Source organism: Nocardiopsis sp. NPDC006938 (assembly GCF_042869555.1).
GTDB lineage: Bacteria > Actinomycetota > Actinomycetes > Streptosporangiales > Streptosporangiaceae > Nocardiopsis.
On the sequence record NZ_JBIAGA010000003.1, the window covers coordinates 196,823 to 212,041 of the forward strand.

At 73.7% G+C, this 15,219-nt stretch carries 15 protein-coding genes; 10 read left to right on the forward strand and 5 right to left on the reverse strand.

The genetic code is table 11. The features are described 5' to 3' along the window. Positions 1-126 precede the first annotated feature (126 nt). Entirely contained in the window at positions 127-1,146 is a 1,020-nt protein-coding gene (locus ACFYL4_RS06300) for a hypothetical protein (RefSeq protein WP_387516880.1), read from the reverse strand. Positions 1,147-1,498: 352 nt separating this feature from the next. After that, positions 1,499-2,329: a response regulator transcription factor gene (locus ACFYL4_RS06305; RefSeq protein ID WP_357756575.1), complete on the reverse strand. Its 831-nt coding sequence runs from the start codon at positions 2,327-2,329 to the stop codon at positions 1,499-1,501. Positions 2,330-2,438: 109 nt separating this feature from the next. On the opposite strand from ACFYL4_RS06305, the gene ACFYL4_RS06310 reads away from it, so the two are divergent. The 8 genes from ACFYL4_RS06310 (at position 2,439) to ACFYL4_RS06345 (ending at position 10,577) form a co-directional block, all read left to right on the forward strand. Further along, complete coding sequence (locus ACFYL4_RS06310; protein ID WP_357756577.1) at positions 2,439-2,696, forward strand: MoaD/ThiS family protein; 258 nt, start codon at positions 2,439-2,441, stop codon at positions 2,694-2,696. A gap of 34 nt (positions 2,697-2,730) precedes the next feature. Beyond that, positions 2,731-2,997, forward strand: a complete 267-nt coding sequence (locus ACFYL4_RS06315) for a glutaredoxin family protein (RefSeq protein ID WP_357756579.1) — start codon at positions 2,731-2,733, stop codon at positions 2,995-2,997. A gap of 580 nt (positions 2,998-3,577) precedes the next feature. Further along, positions 3,578-4,270 (forward strand): redox-sensing transcriptional repressor Rex, encoded by a 693-nt coding sequence (locus tag ACFYL4_RS06320; RefSeq protein WP_387516882.1) that lies wholly within the window; start codon positions 3,578-3,580, stop codon positions 4,268-4,270. A 145-nt stretch (positions 4,271-4,415) separates the two neighbouring features. Next, entirely contained in the window at positions 4,416-5,927 is a 1,512-nt protein-coding gene (locus tag ACFYL4_RS06325) for a glutamyl-tRNA reductase (RefSeq protein ID WP_387516885.1), read from the forward strand. Continuing rightward, entirely contained in the window at positions 5,924-6,895 is a 972-nt protein-coding gene (hemC, locus tag ACFYL4_RS06330; protein WP_357756586.1) for a hydroxymethylbilane synthase, read from the forward strand. Before ACFYL4_RS06325 ends, hemC begins: the two co-directional genes overlap by 4 nt. A gap of 178 nt (positions 6,896-7,073) precedes the next feature. Beyond that, entirely contained in the window at positions 7,074-8,765 is a 1,692-nt protein-coding gene (locus ACFYL4_RS06335; RefSeq protein ID WP_387516887.1) for a uroporphyrinogen-III synthase, read from the forward strand. A 62-nt stretch (positions 8,766-8,827) separates the two neighbouring features. Continuing rightward, on the forward strand, positions 8,828-9,826 hold the full coding sequence (gene hemB / locus ACFYL4_RS06340; RefSeq protein ID WP_387516889.1) for a porphobilinogen synthase: 999 nt from the start codon (positions 8,828-8,830) through the stop codon (positions 9,824-9,826). A 91-nt stretch (positions 9,827-9,917) separates the two neighbouring features. After that, positions 9,918-10,577, forward strand: a complete 660-nt coding sequence (locus ACFYL4_RS06345; protein ID WP_357756595.1) for a bifunctional DNA primase/polymerase — start codon at positions 9,918-9,920, stop codon at positions 10,575-10,577. Positions 10,578-10,697: 120 nt separating this feature from the next. Here the strand turns inward: ACFYL4_RS06345 and ACFYL4_RS06350 are convergent, their stop codons facing one another. Next, positions 10,698-11,351, reverse strand: coding sequence for a response regulator transcription factor (locus ACFYL4_RS06350; protein ID WP_357756597.1), 654 nt, complete (start codon positions 11,349-11,351; stop codon positions 10,698-10,700). Continuing rightward, complete coding sequence (locus tag ACFYL4_RS06355) at positions 11,348-12,619, reverse strand: sensor histidine kinase (protein WP_387516892.1); 1,272 nt, start codon at positions 12,617-12,619, stop codon at positions 11,348-11,350. The genes ACFYL4_RS06350 and ACFYL4_RS06355 overlap by 4 nt, the downstream gene beginning before the upstream one ends. 204 nt (positions 12,620-12,823) lie before the next feature. Between ACFYL4_RS06355 and ACFYL4_RS06360 the strand changes: the two genes are divergently transcribed. After that, a complete protein-coding gene (locus ACFYL4_RS06360) occupies positions 12,824-13,543 on the forward strand; it encodes a hypothetical protein (RefSeq protein WP_387516894.1) in 720 nt (239 codons plus the stop codon). Positions 13,544-13,694: 151 nt separating this feature from the next. Here the strand turns inward: ACFYL4_RS06360 and rraA are convergent, their stop codons facing one another. After that, complete coding sequence (rraA, locus tag ACFYL4_RS06365; RefSeq protein ID WP_357756605.1) at positions 13,695-14,177, reverse strand: ribonuclease E activity regulator RraA; 483 nt, start codon at positions 14,175-14,177, stop codon at positions 13,695-13,697. A gap of 291 nt (positions 14,178-14,468) precedes the next feature. On the opposite strand from rraA, the gene ACFYL4_RS06370 reads away from it, so the two are divergent. After that, positions 14,469-15,131 (forward strand): phosphatase PAP2 family protein, encoded by a 663-nt coding sequence (locus ACFYL4_RS06370; RefSeq protein ID WP_357756608.1) that lies wholly within the window; start codon positions 14,469-14,471, stop codon positions 15,129-15,131. The last annotated feature ends 88 nt before the right edge of the window (positions 15,132-15,219 follow it).

Below are 15,219 nucleotides of genomic sequence, written 5' to 3' on the forward strand. Positions count from 1 at the left end.
TCCTGTCGGCCGAATTCCACATGCCGACTCCCCCAAGGGGAAGCGGGACGCCCGGCGCGGCGCGGGGGAGCCCGGCCGGTCCGGGACCGGGGCCCTCGCCCCGCTCCCGGAACCGCCGGAGGGGTGTCACGTCCTGCGTCGTCTGCCCTGGTATCCGCCGCCGAGCCGGACCCGGCGGGCGGGGGCCAGCGGGGTGGCGAGCAGCAGGGCCAGCAGGAACGCCGCGAGTAGGACCGCCGGTGCGATCGAGGGGCCCATGTCGGAGTGGTCGGCCGCGATCTCGGTCTCGTTGTCCTCGTTCGCGGTGGGCGTGACCAGCGGGAGTTCGGCCAGGTCCTGGGACGCGCCCGGGGCGAGGTCGGGCAGGTCGGCCTCGTCGCGGGGGAGCGTGGGGATGTCGGCGCCGCTGGTGGGCGCGGTCTCCACGGTGGAACTCGGCGGCCGGTTCGGGGTCCGGGCCGGGGCGCGGTCGTGGCCCGATCCGCCGCGTGAGCTGCTCTCGCTGGCGGTCGGGGACGGCGTGGGCGTCCGGCTCGGAGTGGGGCTCGGGGACGGTGTGGAGGAGGCCGACTCCGTGGGGGAGGGGCTCGGGGTCCGGGTCGGCCGTTCGGACGGCTCCTCCGTGGGCGTCGGGCTCGCGGTCGGGCTATCGGTCGGCGTCGGAGTGGGGGTGGGCGAGGGTACGGGCTCGGTGACGGTGACCGTCCACGCGTTCGACGCGGCCTCCTGGACCCCGCCCTCGTCGACGTCCTGGCAGCGTCCGTCCTCGGGGGCGGCCGCGTACCTGAGCAGGGCGGTCACGGTGGCGTCCTGCCGGGGGGCGCCGGTGACGGTGGCGCGGGTCGTCACGTTCGGGGAGATCAGGGTGGCGTCCGGAGCGCCCGTGCTGAACTCGGGGGCGTCGGTGCCCAGGTCGATGAGGCAGATGGGGAGGGGGCCGGTGTTGGTCACCGAGAGCGTGTTGGGCGGGGCCTCGGTGCCCAGTTCGACGGTGTCGGCCTCGCTGGCGAAGGAGACGACGGCGGACGGGGCCGGGTCGGCGTGGGCCGGGGACATCACGGCGACCAGCGCGGAACCGACGAAGGCCGCACCGAGGACACTGCTCAGGCGGGGTCTGTGGGGGGCGTGGGTAGCGGGGGTCGGCATCGGTGCGATCTCACTCCTCCGGTGGCGCGCCGTCAGCGGCTCGGGCCGCACCCGGCGACGGGCCTCCGCCACGCCTGCCGACGCCCGTCCGTCGGATGCCCCACCGATCTTAGGGCGTGGGGCCGTCGAGCACGAGGGTGCGCGCCGGGTCAATCAGGTGCGCGGGTGCGGCGGGCGCCGGACCGCTCGGAACCGGGGACGGGGCGTGAGGGCGGAACGGGGCGCATGGGCCCGCACGTGGGGGAGGGGCGCGGCGGGTCCGGACACGGCTCCGGGGCGCCCGCCGTGCGGGCGCCCCGGGGAGGCCGTGGTGCGGCGCCGGGCGCTGGCGGGCCCGGGGCCGGGTCATCGGCTAGGAGGACCCGGCGGTGCGGCTGGCGGGTACGGCCTCCGCCGTCTCCGCCTCCGTTCCCGTCTTCGCCTCCGCCGTCCCCTCGGCCGCTGGCGCGGACCGCTGTGCGGTGCCGCCCTTGCCGGTCGCCCCGCTCTTGGTGACGGGGTCCGGCACGAAGCGGTAGCCCACGTTGCGGACGGTGCCGATGAGGGACTCGTACTCCGAGCCCAGCTTGGCGCGCAGGCGCCGCACGTGGACGTCGATCGTCCTGGTGCCGCCGTAGTAGTCGTAGCCCCAGACCTCCTGGAGCAGCTGCGCCCGGGTGAAGACCCGGCCGGGGTGCTGTGCCAGGAACTTGAGGAGCTCGAACTCCTTGAAGGTGAGGTCGAGGATGCGTCCGCGCAGACGGGCGATGTAGGTGGCCTCGTCGATCACGAGGTCGCCCCGGCGGATCTCGTCCGGGTCGTCGGACCCGGCCTCGGCCGCTCCGACCGCCAGCCGCAGGCGGGCCTCGACCTCTGCGGGGCCCGCGGTGACCAGGATGAAGTCGTCGGCCTGCCAGTCCGGGGTCAGGGCCGCGACACCGCCCTCGGTGAGCAGGACCAGCAGCGGACAGTCGAGCCCGGTGGTGTCCAGCAGACGGCAGAAGTTACGGGCGGCCGCCAGGTCGGTTCGCGCATCGACCAGAATGGCGTCAACCGGGGCGCCCGGGTTCCCGCCGACTCCGGAGGCCAGTAGGGCTCCGGCTTCGGCGGGGGCCACCCGCACCGAGTGCAGGAGGAGTCCAAGGGCGGGAAGAACGTGGTCGGACGGTTCGTTCGAGTTCGTGAGTAACAGCAGATGGCTCATGCGTCTCTTCTCGTCGGCCCGCTTGTGTCGGGCGATCGAAGGCGCCATTGCCCCCGGTGAAGATCTGTCGAATAAGTCGCCTCCGAGCAACACCAAGGATAATCAACTGATGGCGAAGTGCACTATCCGGTACTGGGCCTCCGCGAAGGAAGCGGCTGGAACGGCGGAGGAGACGGTGGATGCCGACACCCTCGCCGCCGCTCTCGAGGCGGCGTGTCTCCTGCACCCCGACGACCGTTTCCGGCGCGTGCTCGGGGCTTCGTCGCTCCTGGTGGACGAGGCTCCCGTGGGACGGAGGCCGCACGGTGAGGTAGCGGTCACGGATGGGACTGTGATCGAGGTCCTACCGCCGTTCGCGGGCGGGTGAGGTGGTGGGTGCCGAGGCGGAATCGGAGCGAAACATGACGGAAACCCAGCAGTGGCGGGGGGCGGCCCGCGTGGTCATGCTCGGCAAGCCCGGGTGCCACCTGTGCGAGGAGGCGTGGTCGGTCATCGGCCGGGTGACGGACGACCTCGGGGTGGAGCGGGCCGAGCAGGATCTGGCCGGGGTCTCGGAGGCCGACCGCGAGGAGTACTGGGACAAGATCCCGGTGACGTTCGTCGACGGTCGGCGCCACGACTTCTGGCGGGTGTCCGAGGAGCGGCTGCGGTCCGCGCTCTCCTCCTGAGCGTGCCTCCCGGGGCCCGGTCCGGAGGCCGGGGAGGCGGGGCGTGCGGGAGCGGGGCGACCCGCGCGGATGCGCGCCGGGCTTGTTCTCGGGGTCCTCTCCCCACTCCCCCTCGGGGCGACCCTGGCGGATGCGCGGCGGGCCCGGCGCGGGTCGGCGGTGCCCTTTCGCACCGTTCGCGCGTGGCCTCGCCGCGCCCTCCGTGTCGCTTTCCCGCGCTTTCCGTATCCCTTCCGCTCGGGTTCGGCGGGCCCCGGACCGTCGCGTTCCCGTCCCTTTTTCGGGAGTGTTCCGGAAGCGTCGGCGACTTCTCCGCCTCCTCGCGCCCGGAGCCCCCGCGCCCGAAATGGGGCTGATGTGATCTCGTGTTCGGGATCGCCCCTCGGGCGGTGCATTCATGGGAACCCGTTCGGGGGGTGTCACATCCGACCCCACTTTGTGCGTGCTTTCACAAGCACGTAATCTGGGGTTCCCACGACCCGTAGGGCGGGGAAGGCGCGTGTGCGCGGCGGTCGGCGCCCGGCCCCGTGCCACGACCCCGCGACCCGCCCGCATCCACCGCCCCCAGGAGCGCCACCCTGTGACAACTCGTCCGCCTCGGCCCCGGGAGAGGGGAATCCCGGAGGCCACCGTCGCCCGGTTGCCGGTCTACCTGCGCGCCCTCCAGGCCCTCCAGGAACGGGGCACCGCCACCGTCTCCTCCGAGGGGCTGGCCGGGGCCGCCGGGGTGAACTCGGCGAAGCTCCGCAAGGACCTCTCCCATCTGGGCTCCTACGGGACGAGAGGCGTGGGCTACGAGGTCGAGTACCTCATCTACCAGATCTCGCGTGAGCTTGGTCTCACCCAGGACTGGTCCGTGGCCATCGTCGGCATCGGCAACCTGGGGCGCGCACTGGCCAACTACGGGGGGTTCGGCACCCGCGGGTTCCGGATAGCGGCCCTGCTCGACGCCGACCCGGAGGTGGTCGGCCGGTCCGTCGCGTCCCTGGACGTGAGGCATATTGACAGCCTGGAGGAGGTTGTGCGTACGAAGGGCGTGTCGATCGGCGTGATCGCCACACCGGCCGGTTCCGCGCAGGGTGTCGCCAGCCGCTTCGTCGAGGCGGGCGTGACCAGCATCCTCAACTTCGCCCCCGTCGTGCTGGATGTGCCCGACGGGGTCGATGTGCGTAAGGTCGACCTGTCCATCGAACTCCAGATCCTCGCCTTCCACGCGCAGCGCCGGGCCGACGGAGACGGTCAGGTGAACAGGTCGGGGCTGGAAGTGACGTGAGACGGGCCGGGTCCTGGGGCAGGGGCTCCAGAACCGGGCGGGCGGCGGCGAGGAGCGAGCGCGCGCCGCGTTTCGGGGGGCTGACGGCGGGAGCGCGCGCCCGTGCCCGAACATGGAGAGACCTAGTGCCTGCATAGGAGTGCGGATGAGTGTCCTGGCCGTGGGGTTGAGCCACCGGAGTTCGCCGGTGGCGCTGCTCGAACGTGTCGCGTTGAACGGCGAGACGCGTACCAGGGCGGTCGGTGAGATGGTCGGCTCCGACGCCGTCAACGAGGTCATGGTGGTCTCCACCTGCAACCGCACCGAGGTCTACGCCGACGTCGAGGACTTCCGGGGCGGGGTGGCGGCCATCACCGAACTCCTCTCCTGGCACACCGGCGTGACCCTCGGCGAACTCAACGAGCACCTCTACGCCCACTACGAGGACAACGCCGTCCAGCACCTGTTCTCCGTCACCTGCGGACTCGACTCCATGGTCGTCGGCGAGGGGCAGATCCTCGGCCAGGTCCGCGACTCCCTCAAGGAGGGCCAGGAGACCGGTTCGGTCGGCCGGGTCCTCAACGACCTCGGACAGCGCGCCCTGCGCGTCGGCAAGCGCGCCCACACCGAGACCCACCTGGACCACGCCGGGGCCGACATGGTCAGCTTCGGTCTCACCGTCGCCACCCGCGACCTCGCCGTCACCCCGGACCCGTCGCTGCCCGCCGCCGAGGTCACCCCGCCCGCGGGGTGCCCCATGTCCGGTCGGGGCGCCCGCCCCGCCGACACCGACGAGAGCCCCGCGCCCCGCGCCCTCGACGCCGCGCTGCCCTCGGGCCCGCTCACCGGAGCCAGGGTCCTGGTGCTCGGAGCGGGCTCCATGAGCGCCCTGTCCGCCAACACCGTCGCCCGCCAGGGCGCCGGGACGGTCATCGTCGCCAACCGCACCCCCGAGCGGGCCGCCCGGCTGGCCGAGTGCCTCAACGAGGCCTACGACACCGTGCGCGCCAGCTCCGTCCCCTTCGCGGAGGCGGCCTCCGCGCTCGCCGGGGTCGACCTCGTCATCTCCTGCACGGGAGCCCAGGGCCTCGTGCTCACCGCCGACGCCGTGGCCGCGGCCTCCCAGGGACGCACCCGCCCCCTGGTCTTCCTCGACCTGGCCCTGCCCCGCGACATCGACCCGGGGGTGCGCGACCTGCCCTCGGTGCGCCTCGTGGACATCGAGGACCTCCGCCAGGCGGTCGCCTCCGGGGGCGACCACGGCTCCGGCCACTCCAGCGTGCTGCCGCTCGTACGCGGGATCGTCGAGGAGGAGGTCGGCGAGTTCCGCGCGATCCGCCGCGCCAACGAGGTGGCCCCCACCGTCGTCGCCCTGCGCGCCCAGGCCCGCGAGGTGGTGGAGTCCGAGCTCGCCCGCCTCCACGGCCGACTCCCCGACGACCTCGACGAGCGCACCCGCGAGGAGATCCGCCGGGCCATGCGCCGCGTCGCCGACAAGCTGCTGCACAGACCGACCGTGCGTGTGAAGGAACTGGCCGCGGCCCCGGACGGCGAGTCCTACGAGGCCGCTCTGCGCCAGCTGTTCGACCTCGACCTCCAGATCCCGAAGAACCCGGACGGGGAGACCTGTCCCGGAAGCCGCAGCACCGCCGCGCGGCCCGCACAGGAGAAGGCATGACCGCAGAAGGCACCACCGCCGTACCCGCGAGGCTCGGCACCCGCCGCAGCACCATGGCCACCACCCAGTCCCAGGGGGTCGCCGACACCATCACCGAGCGGACCGGGCAGGCGATCGAGCTGGAGCTCATCACGAGCTTCGGCGACGTCACCAAGGCCCACCTGACCCAGCTCGGCGGTACCGGGGTGTTCGTCAACGCCCTGCGCGACGAGCTGGTCGCCGGGTCCATCGACTTCGCGGTGCACTCGCTCAAGGACCTGCCCACCGCGCCCTCCGAGGGCCTGGTGCTGGCCGCCATCCCCGAACGCGACGACCCCCGGGACGCCCTGTGCGCCCGCGACGGCCTCAAGTTCGCCGACCTCCCCGCCGGGGCGAAGGTCGGCACGGGCTCCCCGCGCCGCGTCGCCCAGCTCAGCGCGCTCCGCCCCGACCTCGTGTACGTCCCCATCCGGGGCAACGCCGAGACCCGCCTGGGCAAGGTCTCCTCGGGTGAGCTCGACGCCGTCGTCCTGGCCTACGCCGGTCTGGGCCGGGTGGGCCGACGCGACGACGTGACCGACGTCTTCGAGCCCGAGCAGATGCTGCCCGCACCCGGCCAGGGCGCCCTGGCGGTGGAGTGCCGCGCCGAACGCGCCGGAGCCGACCTCGCCTACCTGGGCGCCGTCGACCACCCGGCCACTCGCGCCGAGGTCGTCGCCGAACGCACCGTCCTCTCCGAACTGGAGGCCGGGTGCGCCGCCCCGGTGGGCGCCTTCGCCGAGTACGGCGGGGATCGCCTGCGCCTGCGCGCCGCCGTGGTCTCCACCGACGGCGCCACCGCCGTGCGCCGTGAGCGCACGATCGACCTCGCCTCTCCCGATGACCTCGACGCGGCGGTCGGGCTCGGCCGAGACCTGGCCCGTCAGATGATCGCCGAGGGTGCCGACCGCATCGTCGCCGAGGCCTTCGCCGAGCGGGACGCCACCTAACCGGTCCCTTCCGGTCCGCGTCCGCGCCGCACCACACGGACCCACGGACGGCCGAACCCGGGCCGACTCCGCCCGTCGCCCAGGGGAGGGGGTGGGGCCACCGCACCGCCACCTCCCCGTCACCGCCCCGGACTCCGCACCCCGGGGCGCGGGCGACCCACACACGAGGAGCCAGTACGTGAACGCCAACGCCAGCCCCCAGCCGGAGGAACCGCGTCCCCGCGAACGCGCGACCGGTCACGTCGCCCTGGTCGGTGCCGGACCGGGAGGGGCCGACCTGCTGACCCTGCGCGGCGCCGACCTGCTGAGCCGGGCCGACGTGGTCGTCACCCTCCGCGAGCCCGCCGCCGAGGAGCTCGCCGGTTTCCGCCAGGAGCTTCTCGCGCACTGCTCCGAGGACGTCACGGTGGTGGAGGCCGCGGAGTGCGGCGGCGACGTCAACACGCTCGCCGTCACCCGCGCCCGGGAGGGCCTCAGGGTCGTGCGCCTGTACTCGGGCGACCCCTTCTTCGGCTGCCGGGGCGCCGCCCTGGTCGCCGCCTGCCTCGAAGCGGGCGTCGAGGTCGAGGTGGCCCCCGGGGTCTCCTCGATCACCTCCGTCCCGACCTTCGGCGGGATCTCCCTGCTCGACGACGACGAACCCGAGCTGCGCGTCCTGCACGCCCGCCCGCACGGTGAGCGCCGGGTCGACTGGCAGGAGGCCGCCGCCAGCGACGCGCCCCTGGTCATCCTGGGTGCCGACGCCCCGCCGGAGGAGCCGCCCGAACACCGCGGCCCCGGCTTCGACGTCGTGTGCAAGGCGCTCGTCGCGGGCGGGCGTCCCGCGACCACCCCGGTCGCCGTCGTGCGCGCCGGCGGTACCACGCGGCAGACCACCGTCACCTCGACGCTGGCCCGCCTGGTCGCCGAACTCAAGTCCACGGACGCCAAGAACCACCACGTCACGGCGCCCGCGCTGATGATCGTCGGCGCACCGGTCGCCCGCCAGGCCGAGCAGTCCTGGTACGAGACCCGGCCGCTGTTCGGGTGGCGCGTCCTGGTGCCCCGCACCAAGGAGCAGGCCGTGGCCCTCTCCGACCAGCTGCGCGGCTACGGCGCGGTGCCCGAGGAGGTGCCCACCATCTCGGTGGAGCCCCCCCGCACCCCGCAGCAGATGGAGCGCGCCGTACGCGGCCTGGTGACCGGCCGCTACCAGTGGGTCGCCTTCACCTCCGTCAACGCGGTCCGGGCGATCCGGGAACGCCTGGAGTCGTACGGTCTGGACGCCCGTGCCTTCGCCGGGGTCAAGGTCGCCGTGGTCGGCGAGAGCACCGCCCAGGCCGTCCGCGACTTCGGTATCCAGCCCGACCTCGAACCGCCCGCGGACGCCCAGTCCAGCAAGGGGCTGGTCGGGGTCTGGCCGCCCTACGACGCGGAGATCGACCCCATCGAGCGGGTCCTGCTGCCGCGCGCGGACATCGCCACCGAGACCCTCGCCGCCGGGCTCACCGACCTCGGCTGGGAGATCGACGACGTCACCGCCTACCGCACCGTGCGCGCCGCGCCCCCGCCCCAGCCCGTGCGCGAGGCGATCAAGGGCGGCGGCTTCGACGCCGTGCTCTTCACGTCCTCGTCCACGGTGCGCAACCTCGTGGGGATCGCGGGCAAGCCGCACAACACCACGGCGATCGCCGTGATCGGCCCCGAGACCGAGAAGACCGCCGTCGAGTTCGGCCTGCGCGTGGACGTGGTGGCACCCAAAGCCTCGGTTTCCTCCCTCGCGGAGGCGCTTTCGGAGTACGGTGCGGCCAAGCGCCAGGAGGCGATCGACGCGGGCAAGCCGGTCCTCAAGCCGAGCCAGAAGCGCCGCGGACGCCGCCGCAAGCTCTGAGAAGCCAACCCCGAACCGTGCCCTCGGTTCCCGACCACCCACGAGCCCACCCGGGAGTGCCCATGACCGCCGCCAGCGAAGACGCAGAGTTCCCCGTAGCCCGGCCGCGCCGACTGCGCCGGGGGCCGGCGCTGCGTCGGCTGGTGGCGGAGACCCGGGTGCTCCCGGAGAACCTCGTCCTGCCGATGTTCGTCAAGGAGGGGCTCTCCGAACCGGTGGCGATCTCCTCGATGCCCGGCCAGGTGCAGCACACCCGGGACAGCCTGCGCAAGGCGGCTCGTGAGGCGGTCGAGGCCGGGGTGGGCGGTCTGATGCTCTTCGGCATCCCCGAGCACAAGGACGCCGTGGGGTCGCAGGCCGACGACCCCGACGGCGTGGTCCAGGTCGCCCTGCGCGACCTGGCCGCCGAGGTCGGCGACGACATCGTGGTGATGGCCGACCTCTGCCTGTGCGAGTACACCGACCACGGCCACTGCGGCCCCCTGGAGCAGGACGGGCACGTCAACAACGACCTCACCCTGGAGCGGTACGCGTCCATCGCCGCCGCGCAGGCCGAGGCCGGGGCGGCGGTGGTCGCGCCCAGCGGCATGATGGACGGCCAGGTCGGGGCGATCCGCGCCGGGCTGGACCGGGCCGGGTTCGCGCACGTGCCGATCCTCGCCTACGCCGCCAAGTACGCGTCCGTGTTCTACGGCCCCTTCCGCGAGGCGGCCGAGGGCGCGCCCCGGTTCGGTGACCGCTCCGGCTACCAGCAGGACCCGGCCAACGTCCGCGAGTCCCTGCGCGAGGTGGCCCTGGACGTCGCCGAGGGCGCCGACATGGTCATGGTCAAACCGGGCCTGGCCTACCTCGACGTGGTGGCCAAGGTCGCGGAGTCCTCTCCGGTTCCCGTGTCGGCCTACCAGGTCAGTGGTGAGTACGCGATGATCGAGGCGGCGGCCGAGCGCGGCTGGCTGGACCGGGAGCGGGCGATCCTGGAGACCCTGACCTCCTACCGGCGCGCGGGGGCCGAGCAGATCCTCACGTACTGGGCCACCGAGGCGGCCCGCCTGCTGCGCTGAGCGTCCAGGCCCACGCCCCGGTCGCGGCCGACGGGGTTCGGCCACCCTCCTCCCGGCCGCGCCCGCACTGACCACGACCGGGGAGTACCGCATGGCCGACGTGTTGTACCGACGTAAACGACGCCACGCCACCGACAGCATGGTGGAGTCGGCCCTGCGCTTCGCCGAGCTGGGCTGGCCGGTGGCGCGGGGCACCTCTCCGGGCGAGGACCGCGCGTGTACGTGCGACCGGATGGGCTGCCCGGACCCGGCGGCGCACCCGGTCAGCGCGGCCTGGGGCGTGGAGGCGAGCACCGACCCCGAGACCCTGCGCCGGTGGTGGACGGCCAGCCCCCGGGCGAACATCGTGCTTCCGACCGGCCGGGTCTTCGACGTGCTGGACGTTCCCCGTGAGGCCGGGGTGATGGCCCTGGCCCGCATGGGCCGCGCGGGCGTACCGGCGGGCCCGGTCGCCGCGCAGGACGCCCGCTACCTGTTCTTCGTGGCCACCCGGTCCCCGATGGACGAGGACGAGTGGTGGTCGTGCCACCTGGACTGCGTCCCCGAGGCGGTCGAGGCCATGCCGGGCCTGCGCTGGCACTGCCGGGACAGTTTCGTCATGGGTGCCCCCTCCGCGCTCACCTCGGGCGGCCGCGTCACCTGGATTCGCGCCCCCCGCGACCTTGAGGGCGCGGTGGTCCTGCCGGACCCGATCGCGGTCCTGGACATCCTCAACGACGCCAGCGAGGAGTTCGCGGCTCCCGGCGCCTGACCGCGCCGCGAACTCGACGAGGGGGACGAGCCCGGTCTGGCCCGGGCCCTGGCCTCGGTCGAGAGCACCCGGGAACCGCTGGCGGAACTCTGCGCGCACTGACGGTGCGACCGGGGCGGCTCAGTCGCGGTGGCCGCCGACCCACAACGCCAGCGCCGTGCGGTCGCGCAGGTCCAGCTTGCGCAGGATGCTCGTCACGTGGTTCTTCGCCGTCCCCTCGGTGACGAACAGGGCCCGGGAGATCTCCCGGTTGGTGGCGCCCGTGCCCACCAGTCGGGCCACCTCCCACTCGCGTTCGGACAGCGGGGAGGGCCGTACCGGCGCGGCGCCCGGGGGCGCGGCCCGGGGTGCGTCGAGGGCGGCGACCAGGTGGTCCGCGGCGGAGCCGCCCAACACGGTCTCACCGCGCGCCGCCCGCCGAAGGGCCAGCACCAGCTCGTCGGGCGGGACGTCCTTGAGCAGGTGGCCGCGGGCGCCCGCGCGCAGCCCCGCGAAGACCAGGGCGTCGTCGTCGAACGTCGTGAGGATGACCGCGGGTACACCGGGGTGCTCGTCGCGCATACGGGTGACGAGTTCGATCCCGTCCATGCGCGGCATACGGGCGTCCACCAGGGCCACGTCGGGCGGCGGGTGCGAGGCGAGGAACTCCAGGGCCTCGACTCCGTCGGCGGCGTCCCCGACGACCTCGACGCCCTCCTCGATCTCCAGGAGCTTGCGCAGCCCGCTCCTGAGGAGGATCTGGTCGTCCACGATCAGCACGGAGACCGGTCTCACGCGGCGCCCCCGACCACGGTCGGTGCGGTGCGGTCGGCGGGGACCGTCACGCTCAGCCGGAACCCTCCGCCGGGGAGGTTCTCCGCGCTGACCGCGCCCCCCACCGACGCCACCCGCTCGCGCAGGCCGCGCAGGCCGAACCCGCTCCGCGCGGCCCCCTCCTCGGCTCCGGTCCCGTTGTCGGACACCGCCACGAAGGCTCCCTCGGCGGTGGCGCCCACCTCCACGTCGACCCGGTCGCCGCCCGAGTGCCGCATCGCGTTGGTCAGCCCCTCCTGGACCGCCCGGTAACAGACCAGTTCGGCCTCCTGCGACAGGGACGGCCAGCCCCCGGGATCGGCGTAGACGACACGCGCCCCGCCGCCGTCGAAGGACTCCACCAGCGCCCGCATGGCCGCGCTCCCCGCTCGTCCCTCCAACTGGAGCGGGCGCAGGGCGCGCACCCATCGGCGGGTGTCGGTGAGGGCGTCCCGGGCCAGTTCGCGGGCCTGTTCCACCTCTTCCCAGGCCGCCTCGGGGCGCGCGGTGCGAAAGCGTACGGCGTTGGCGAGCGTCATGGTCAGCGCGGTGAGGTAGTGGCCGGTGCTGTCGTGCATCTCGCGGGACATCCGCGCCCGCTCCTCGGAGACGGTCAGCTCCCGCACCCGGTCCGCGTGGCGGCGCAGTTCGACGTGCGCCGCCTCCAGCTCGGCCAGCAGTTCACGGGTGCGCTCGGCCCGTTGGGAGGCCACGAGCAGGGCGACGTACACCAGGCCCGAGGCCAGGACGAGGAAGAGGGCGCTGCCGGTCGTCACCAGGCCGATGAGGAGCGGGTCGCCGGGGATCAGCAGGACCATCACGAGGTTCACGCCGCCGAGGAAGGCGGCGTAGCCGCAGGCGCCGGCCAGCCCGAACACCGCGATGGCGTTCATCGTGGCCAGGCACACCAGGATGAGCACGGTGTAGTTGTTGGAGGCCAGCGAGAACACGGACACGGCGAGGAAGAGGACGCTGCCGAGGCGGCGCCCCCACGGGGCGGAGGGCGACCAGGCCAGGAGCGGCCACAGGGCGCAGGAGGCCGCCAGGCACCCGACACTCACCGTGATCACGGCGTCGATCCGGGGGTCGCCGGAGGGGAAGGACTCCAGGCCCGCGAGGAACACGAAACCGTACGTCAGCGCGGTGGAGACGATCGCCGCCCAGAACAGCAGGTTGAGGACCCGGGGAGGTCCAAACGCGCGGGGGGCGACCCACGAGGAGAGGTCCGGCAGGGAATCGGTGCTCCGCATTCTTCGAGGGTAACGGGGAGGCGGCGCGGCGCCATGGGCCCCGGGTCATGGTCGCGGGCACGTTCGGGGCATGACCTCCGGCACGTCCGGTGGCCCTCCCGGGCCGTGACCGCCGCGTGCCCCGGGGTCGATGCGCCCGCCGGTCCCGTCTTCCTATCGTCGCCACCAGAACGATGCGGAGTGCGACCGGAGGGTGGGAACGCGATGGCGGCGAACACGGGAACGGCGGAGGCGAGGGGCGCGGTGCCCGTCCCCTGGGTCGGGGCGGCGTTCGCCACCCTGACAGCCCTGGTGGGGCTCGGGGTGACGGTGGCGTTGTGGGGTGAGATCCCGCAGACGGTGCCCAGCGGGAAGGTCGGGTTGGACGGCGAACCGACCATGACGCCGCGCTGGCTGTTCGCCTCGGCGGTGCCGGGGGTGGTCCTGTTGCTGGTCGCGGTGGTCACGGTCGGGGCGCGCGTCGGGTCGGGGTTCCAGCGGGCCCTCCGGCTGCCGGTGTTCTGGTCGCGGCGCTCGGCGGGCTGGCTGCTGGACCTGCACCTGGCACTCCTGTCCGGGTTCCTGCTCGCCGTTCACGTGGTCATCCTGTATTCGGAGTCCGGCCGCGACCTGCCGTTGGGCCCCGACCGCCTGGTGGCGCTGATCATGGCGGCGTTCCTGGTGGGCCTGGGCCTGCTGGTGCCGGTGGTGCGGACTCGGGAGGGGCGCGACACCCCCGCGACCCGCTGGTGGCGGCGGGCGCGCTGGCCGGTGGGCGGCGGGGTCGCCGCGGTCGGCGCGCTCACGGGGGCCGTGGGCCTGTTGGCGCCGGGGGCGCAGTGGGCTGCCGTGGCGCCGATGCTGTTGCTGCCGGTGATCCTGCTGGGCTGCGCGGTGCCCTTCCTGGGCGACCAGTCCTGGAGGGGGCCCGAGGAGCCCGTGTGACGTGCGGGCCCGTGGAGGGCGCGGGGACCGTGTGGGGCCCCGCGCCGCCGGGTGCCCGCGAGGGGAGACGGAGGGCGCCGGGGTCCCCGCACGGGTGCGGGCGCGGGTCCCACACGGGTGCGGGTCCCACACGGGTGCGGGGGCGGCGCTCCTAGAGTTCCGTGGCGTTGACGACGACGCCGTCGTGGTCGCTGTAGAGCCACTCGCCGGGCACGAACGTCACGTCGCCGAAGGTGACTGGTACGTCCAGGCGCCCGGCGGCGTCCTTGAGGGACTTGCGGGGGTTGGAGCCCAGCGCCTTCACGCCCAGTTCCAACCGGCCCAGGGCGACCGTGTCGCGGACCACACCGTTGATGACGACCCCGGCCCAGCCGTTGCGTACGGCGGCCTCGGCGATCATGTCGCCCATCAGCGCGCTGCGCGGCGACCCGTTGCCGTCCACCACCAGGACGGCGCCCTCACCGGGGGTGTTCAGGACCTGTTTGACCAGACCGTTGTCCTCGTGGCAGCGGACGGTCCGGATCGGTCCCGAGAACACCGCGTGCCCTCCGAACTGCCGGAACTGCGTGGAGCAGCTCCTCAGCGTGTCGCCGTGGTCGTCGATCAGGTCCGCCGTGGTGAAGTCCGTGGCCATGACAGCTCCGGTCCGTGAGTGAGCGAGTGGTCGGCCCCAAGCTACTCGTCGGTACAGGGCGGTGCCCTGACCGGGAGGCGTGTTCTCCGGAACGCCCGGCGTGTCTCTTTGGTCGACCAGCCGTGTCTCTTTCGTCGGTTTCGGGCCTTCGACGGCGCCAGGGGGGTCCGACGGATGACAGGATAAGGACCTTCCCGTCATCCGCTCGTGGGAGTTCCGTCACCGGGACGTCGCCCCGACTTCCCCCTGCCGTCAGGGCGGCTCTCCTCCCCGTACGACCCCTGGAGAGAGATGGTCTCCGAGATCTTCGCCGTCAGCGCCGCCTGGTCGCGCGCCATCATCGAGTTCGCCGAAGGACTCGACCCCTGGATGCAGACGGCCGCCGAATGGGGCACCGACCTGTTCCTCGGCGTGTTCGCGATCCTGTTCCTCCTGGCCTGGTGGCGAGCCCGGTCCGCCAACTCCCGCCTGGTCGGCCTCGCCCTCTTCGCGCCGGTGGCCACCGTCATCGCCTACACGGTCAGCCTGACCATCAAGTCGTTCTTCGAGCAGCTGCGGCCCTGCCAGGCCATGACGGACCTGAGCACGATCGCCACCTGTGACCCGATCGGCGACTGGTCCTTCCCGAGCAACCACGCCGCCATCGCCGGTGCCGCGGCCGCCGCCGTGATCATCGCCTGGCGCCGCTTCGCCGTCGCCGCCGTCATCTTCGCCCTCCTGGAGGCCTTCTCCCGGGTCCTCGTCGGCGCCCACTACCCGCACGACGTCACCGTGGGCCTGGTCGTCGGCGCCCTCGTCGCCACCCTGGTCTCCCTCCTGGCCGCCCGCCCGATGACCGCGCTCGTCGACAAGCTGGCGGAGAACGACCGCCTGCGCCCCCTCCTCCTCGCCGAGGCCCCCGCGCGCGGCCCCGAGGCCGGACGCGTCCGTGAGAACGCCCACAGCGACGCCTGACCCGTCTGCCCCGCCACGTGCGCCCCGTCCCCCCGGCGGGGCGCGCGTGCTTCGCGGGACCGAGGGTTGGCTGACCCCCGGGGGCGTG

Coding starts and splice junctions, on each gene's coding strand:
- ACFYL4_RS06300 (WP_387516880.1), bottom strand. CDS start 1,146: ATGCCGACCCCCGCTACCCACGCCCCCCACAGACCCCGCCTGAGCAGT.
- ACFYL4_RS06305 (WP_357756575.1), bottom strand. CDS start 2,329: ATGAGCCATCTGCTGTTACTCACGAACTCGAACGAACCGTCCGACCAC.
- ACFYL4_RS06310 (WP_357756577.1), top strand. CDS start 2,439: ATGGCGAAGTGCACTATCCGGTACTGGGCCTCCGCGAAGGAAGCGGCT.
- ACFYL4_RS06315 (WP_357756579.1), top strand. CDS start 2,731: ATGACGGAAACCCAGCAGTGGCGGGGGGCGGCCCGCGTGGTCATGCTC.
- ACFYL4_RS06325 (WP_387516885.1), top strand. CDS start 4,416: ATGAGTGTCCTGGCCGTGGGGTTGAGCCACCGGAGTTCGCCGGTGGCG.
- hemC (WP_357756586.1), top strand. CDS start 5,924: ATGACCGCAGAAGGCACCACCGCCGTACCCGCGAGGCTCGGCACCCGC.
- hemB (WP_387516889.1), top strand. CDS start 8,828: ATGACCGCCGCCAGCGAAGACGCAGAGTTCCCCGTAGCCCGGCCGCGC.
- ACFYL4_RS06345 (WP_357756595.1), top strand. CDS start 9,918: ATGGCCGACGTGTTGTACCGACGTAAACGACGCCACGCCACCGACAGC.
- ACFYL4_RS06355 (WP_387516892.1), bottom strand. CDS start 12,619: ATGCGGAGCACCGATTCCCTGCCGGACCTCTCCTCGTGGGTCGCCCCC.
- ACFYL4_RS06360 (WP_387516894.1), top strand. CDS start 12,824: ATGGCGGCGAACACGGGAACGGCGGAGGCGAGGGGCGCGGTGCCCGTC.
- rraA (WP_357756605.1), bottom strand. CDS start 14,177: ATGGCCACGGACTTCACCACGGCGGACCTGATCGACGACCACGGCGAC.
- ACFYL4_RS06370 (WP_357756608.1), top strand. CDS start 14,469: ATGGTCTCCGAGATCTTCGCCGTCAGCGCCGCCTGGTCGCGCGCCATC.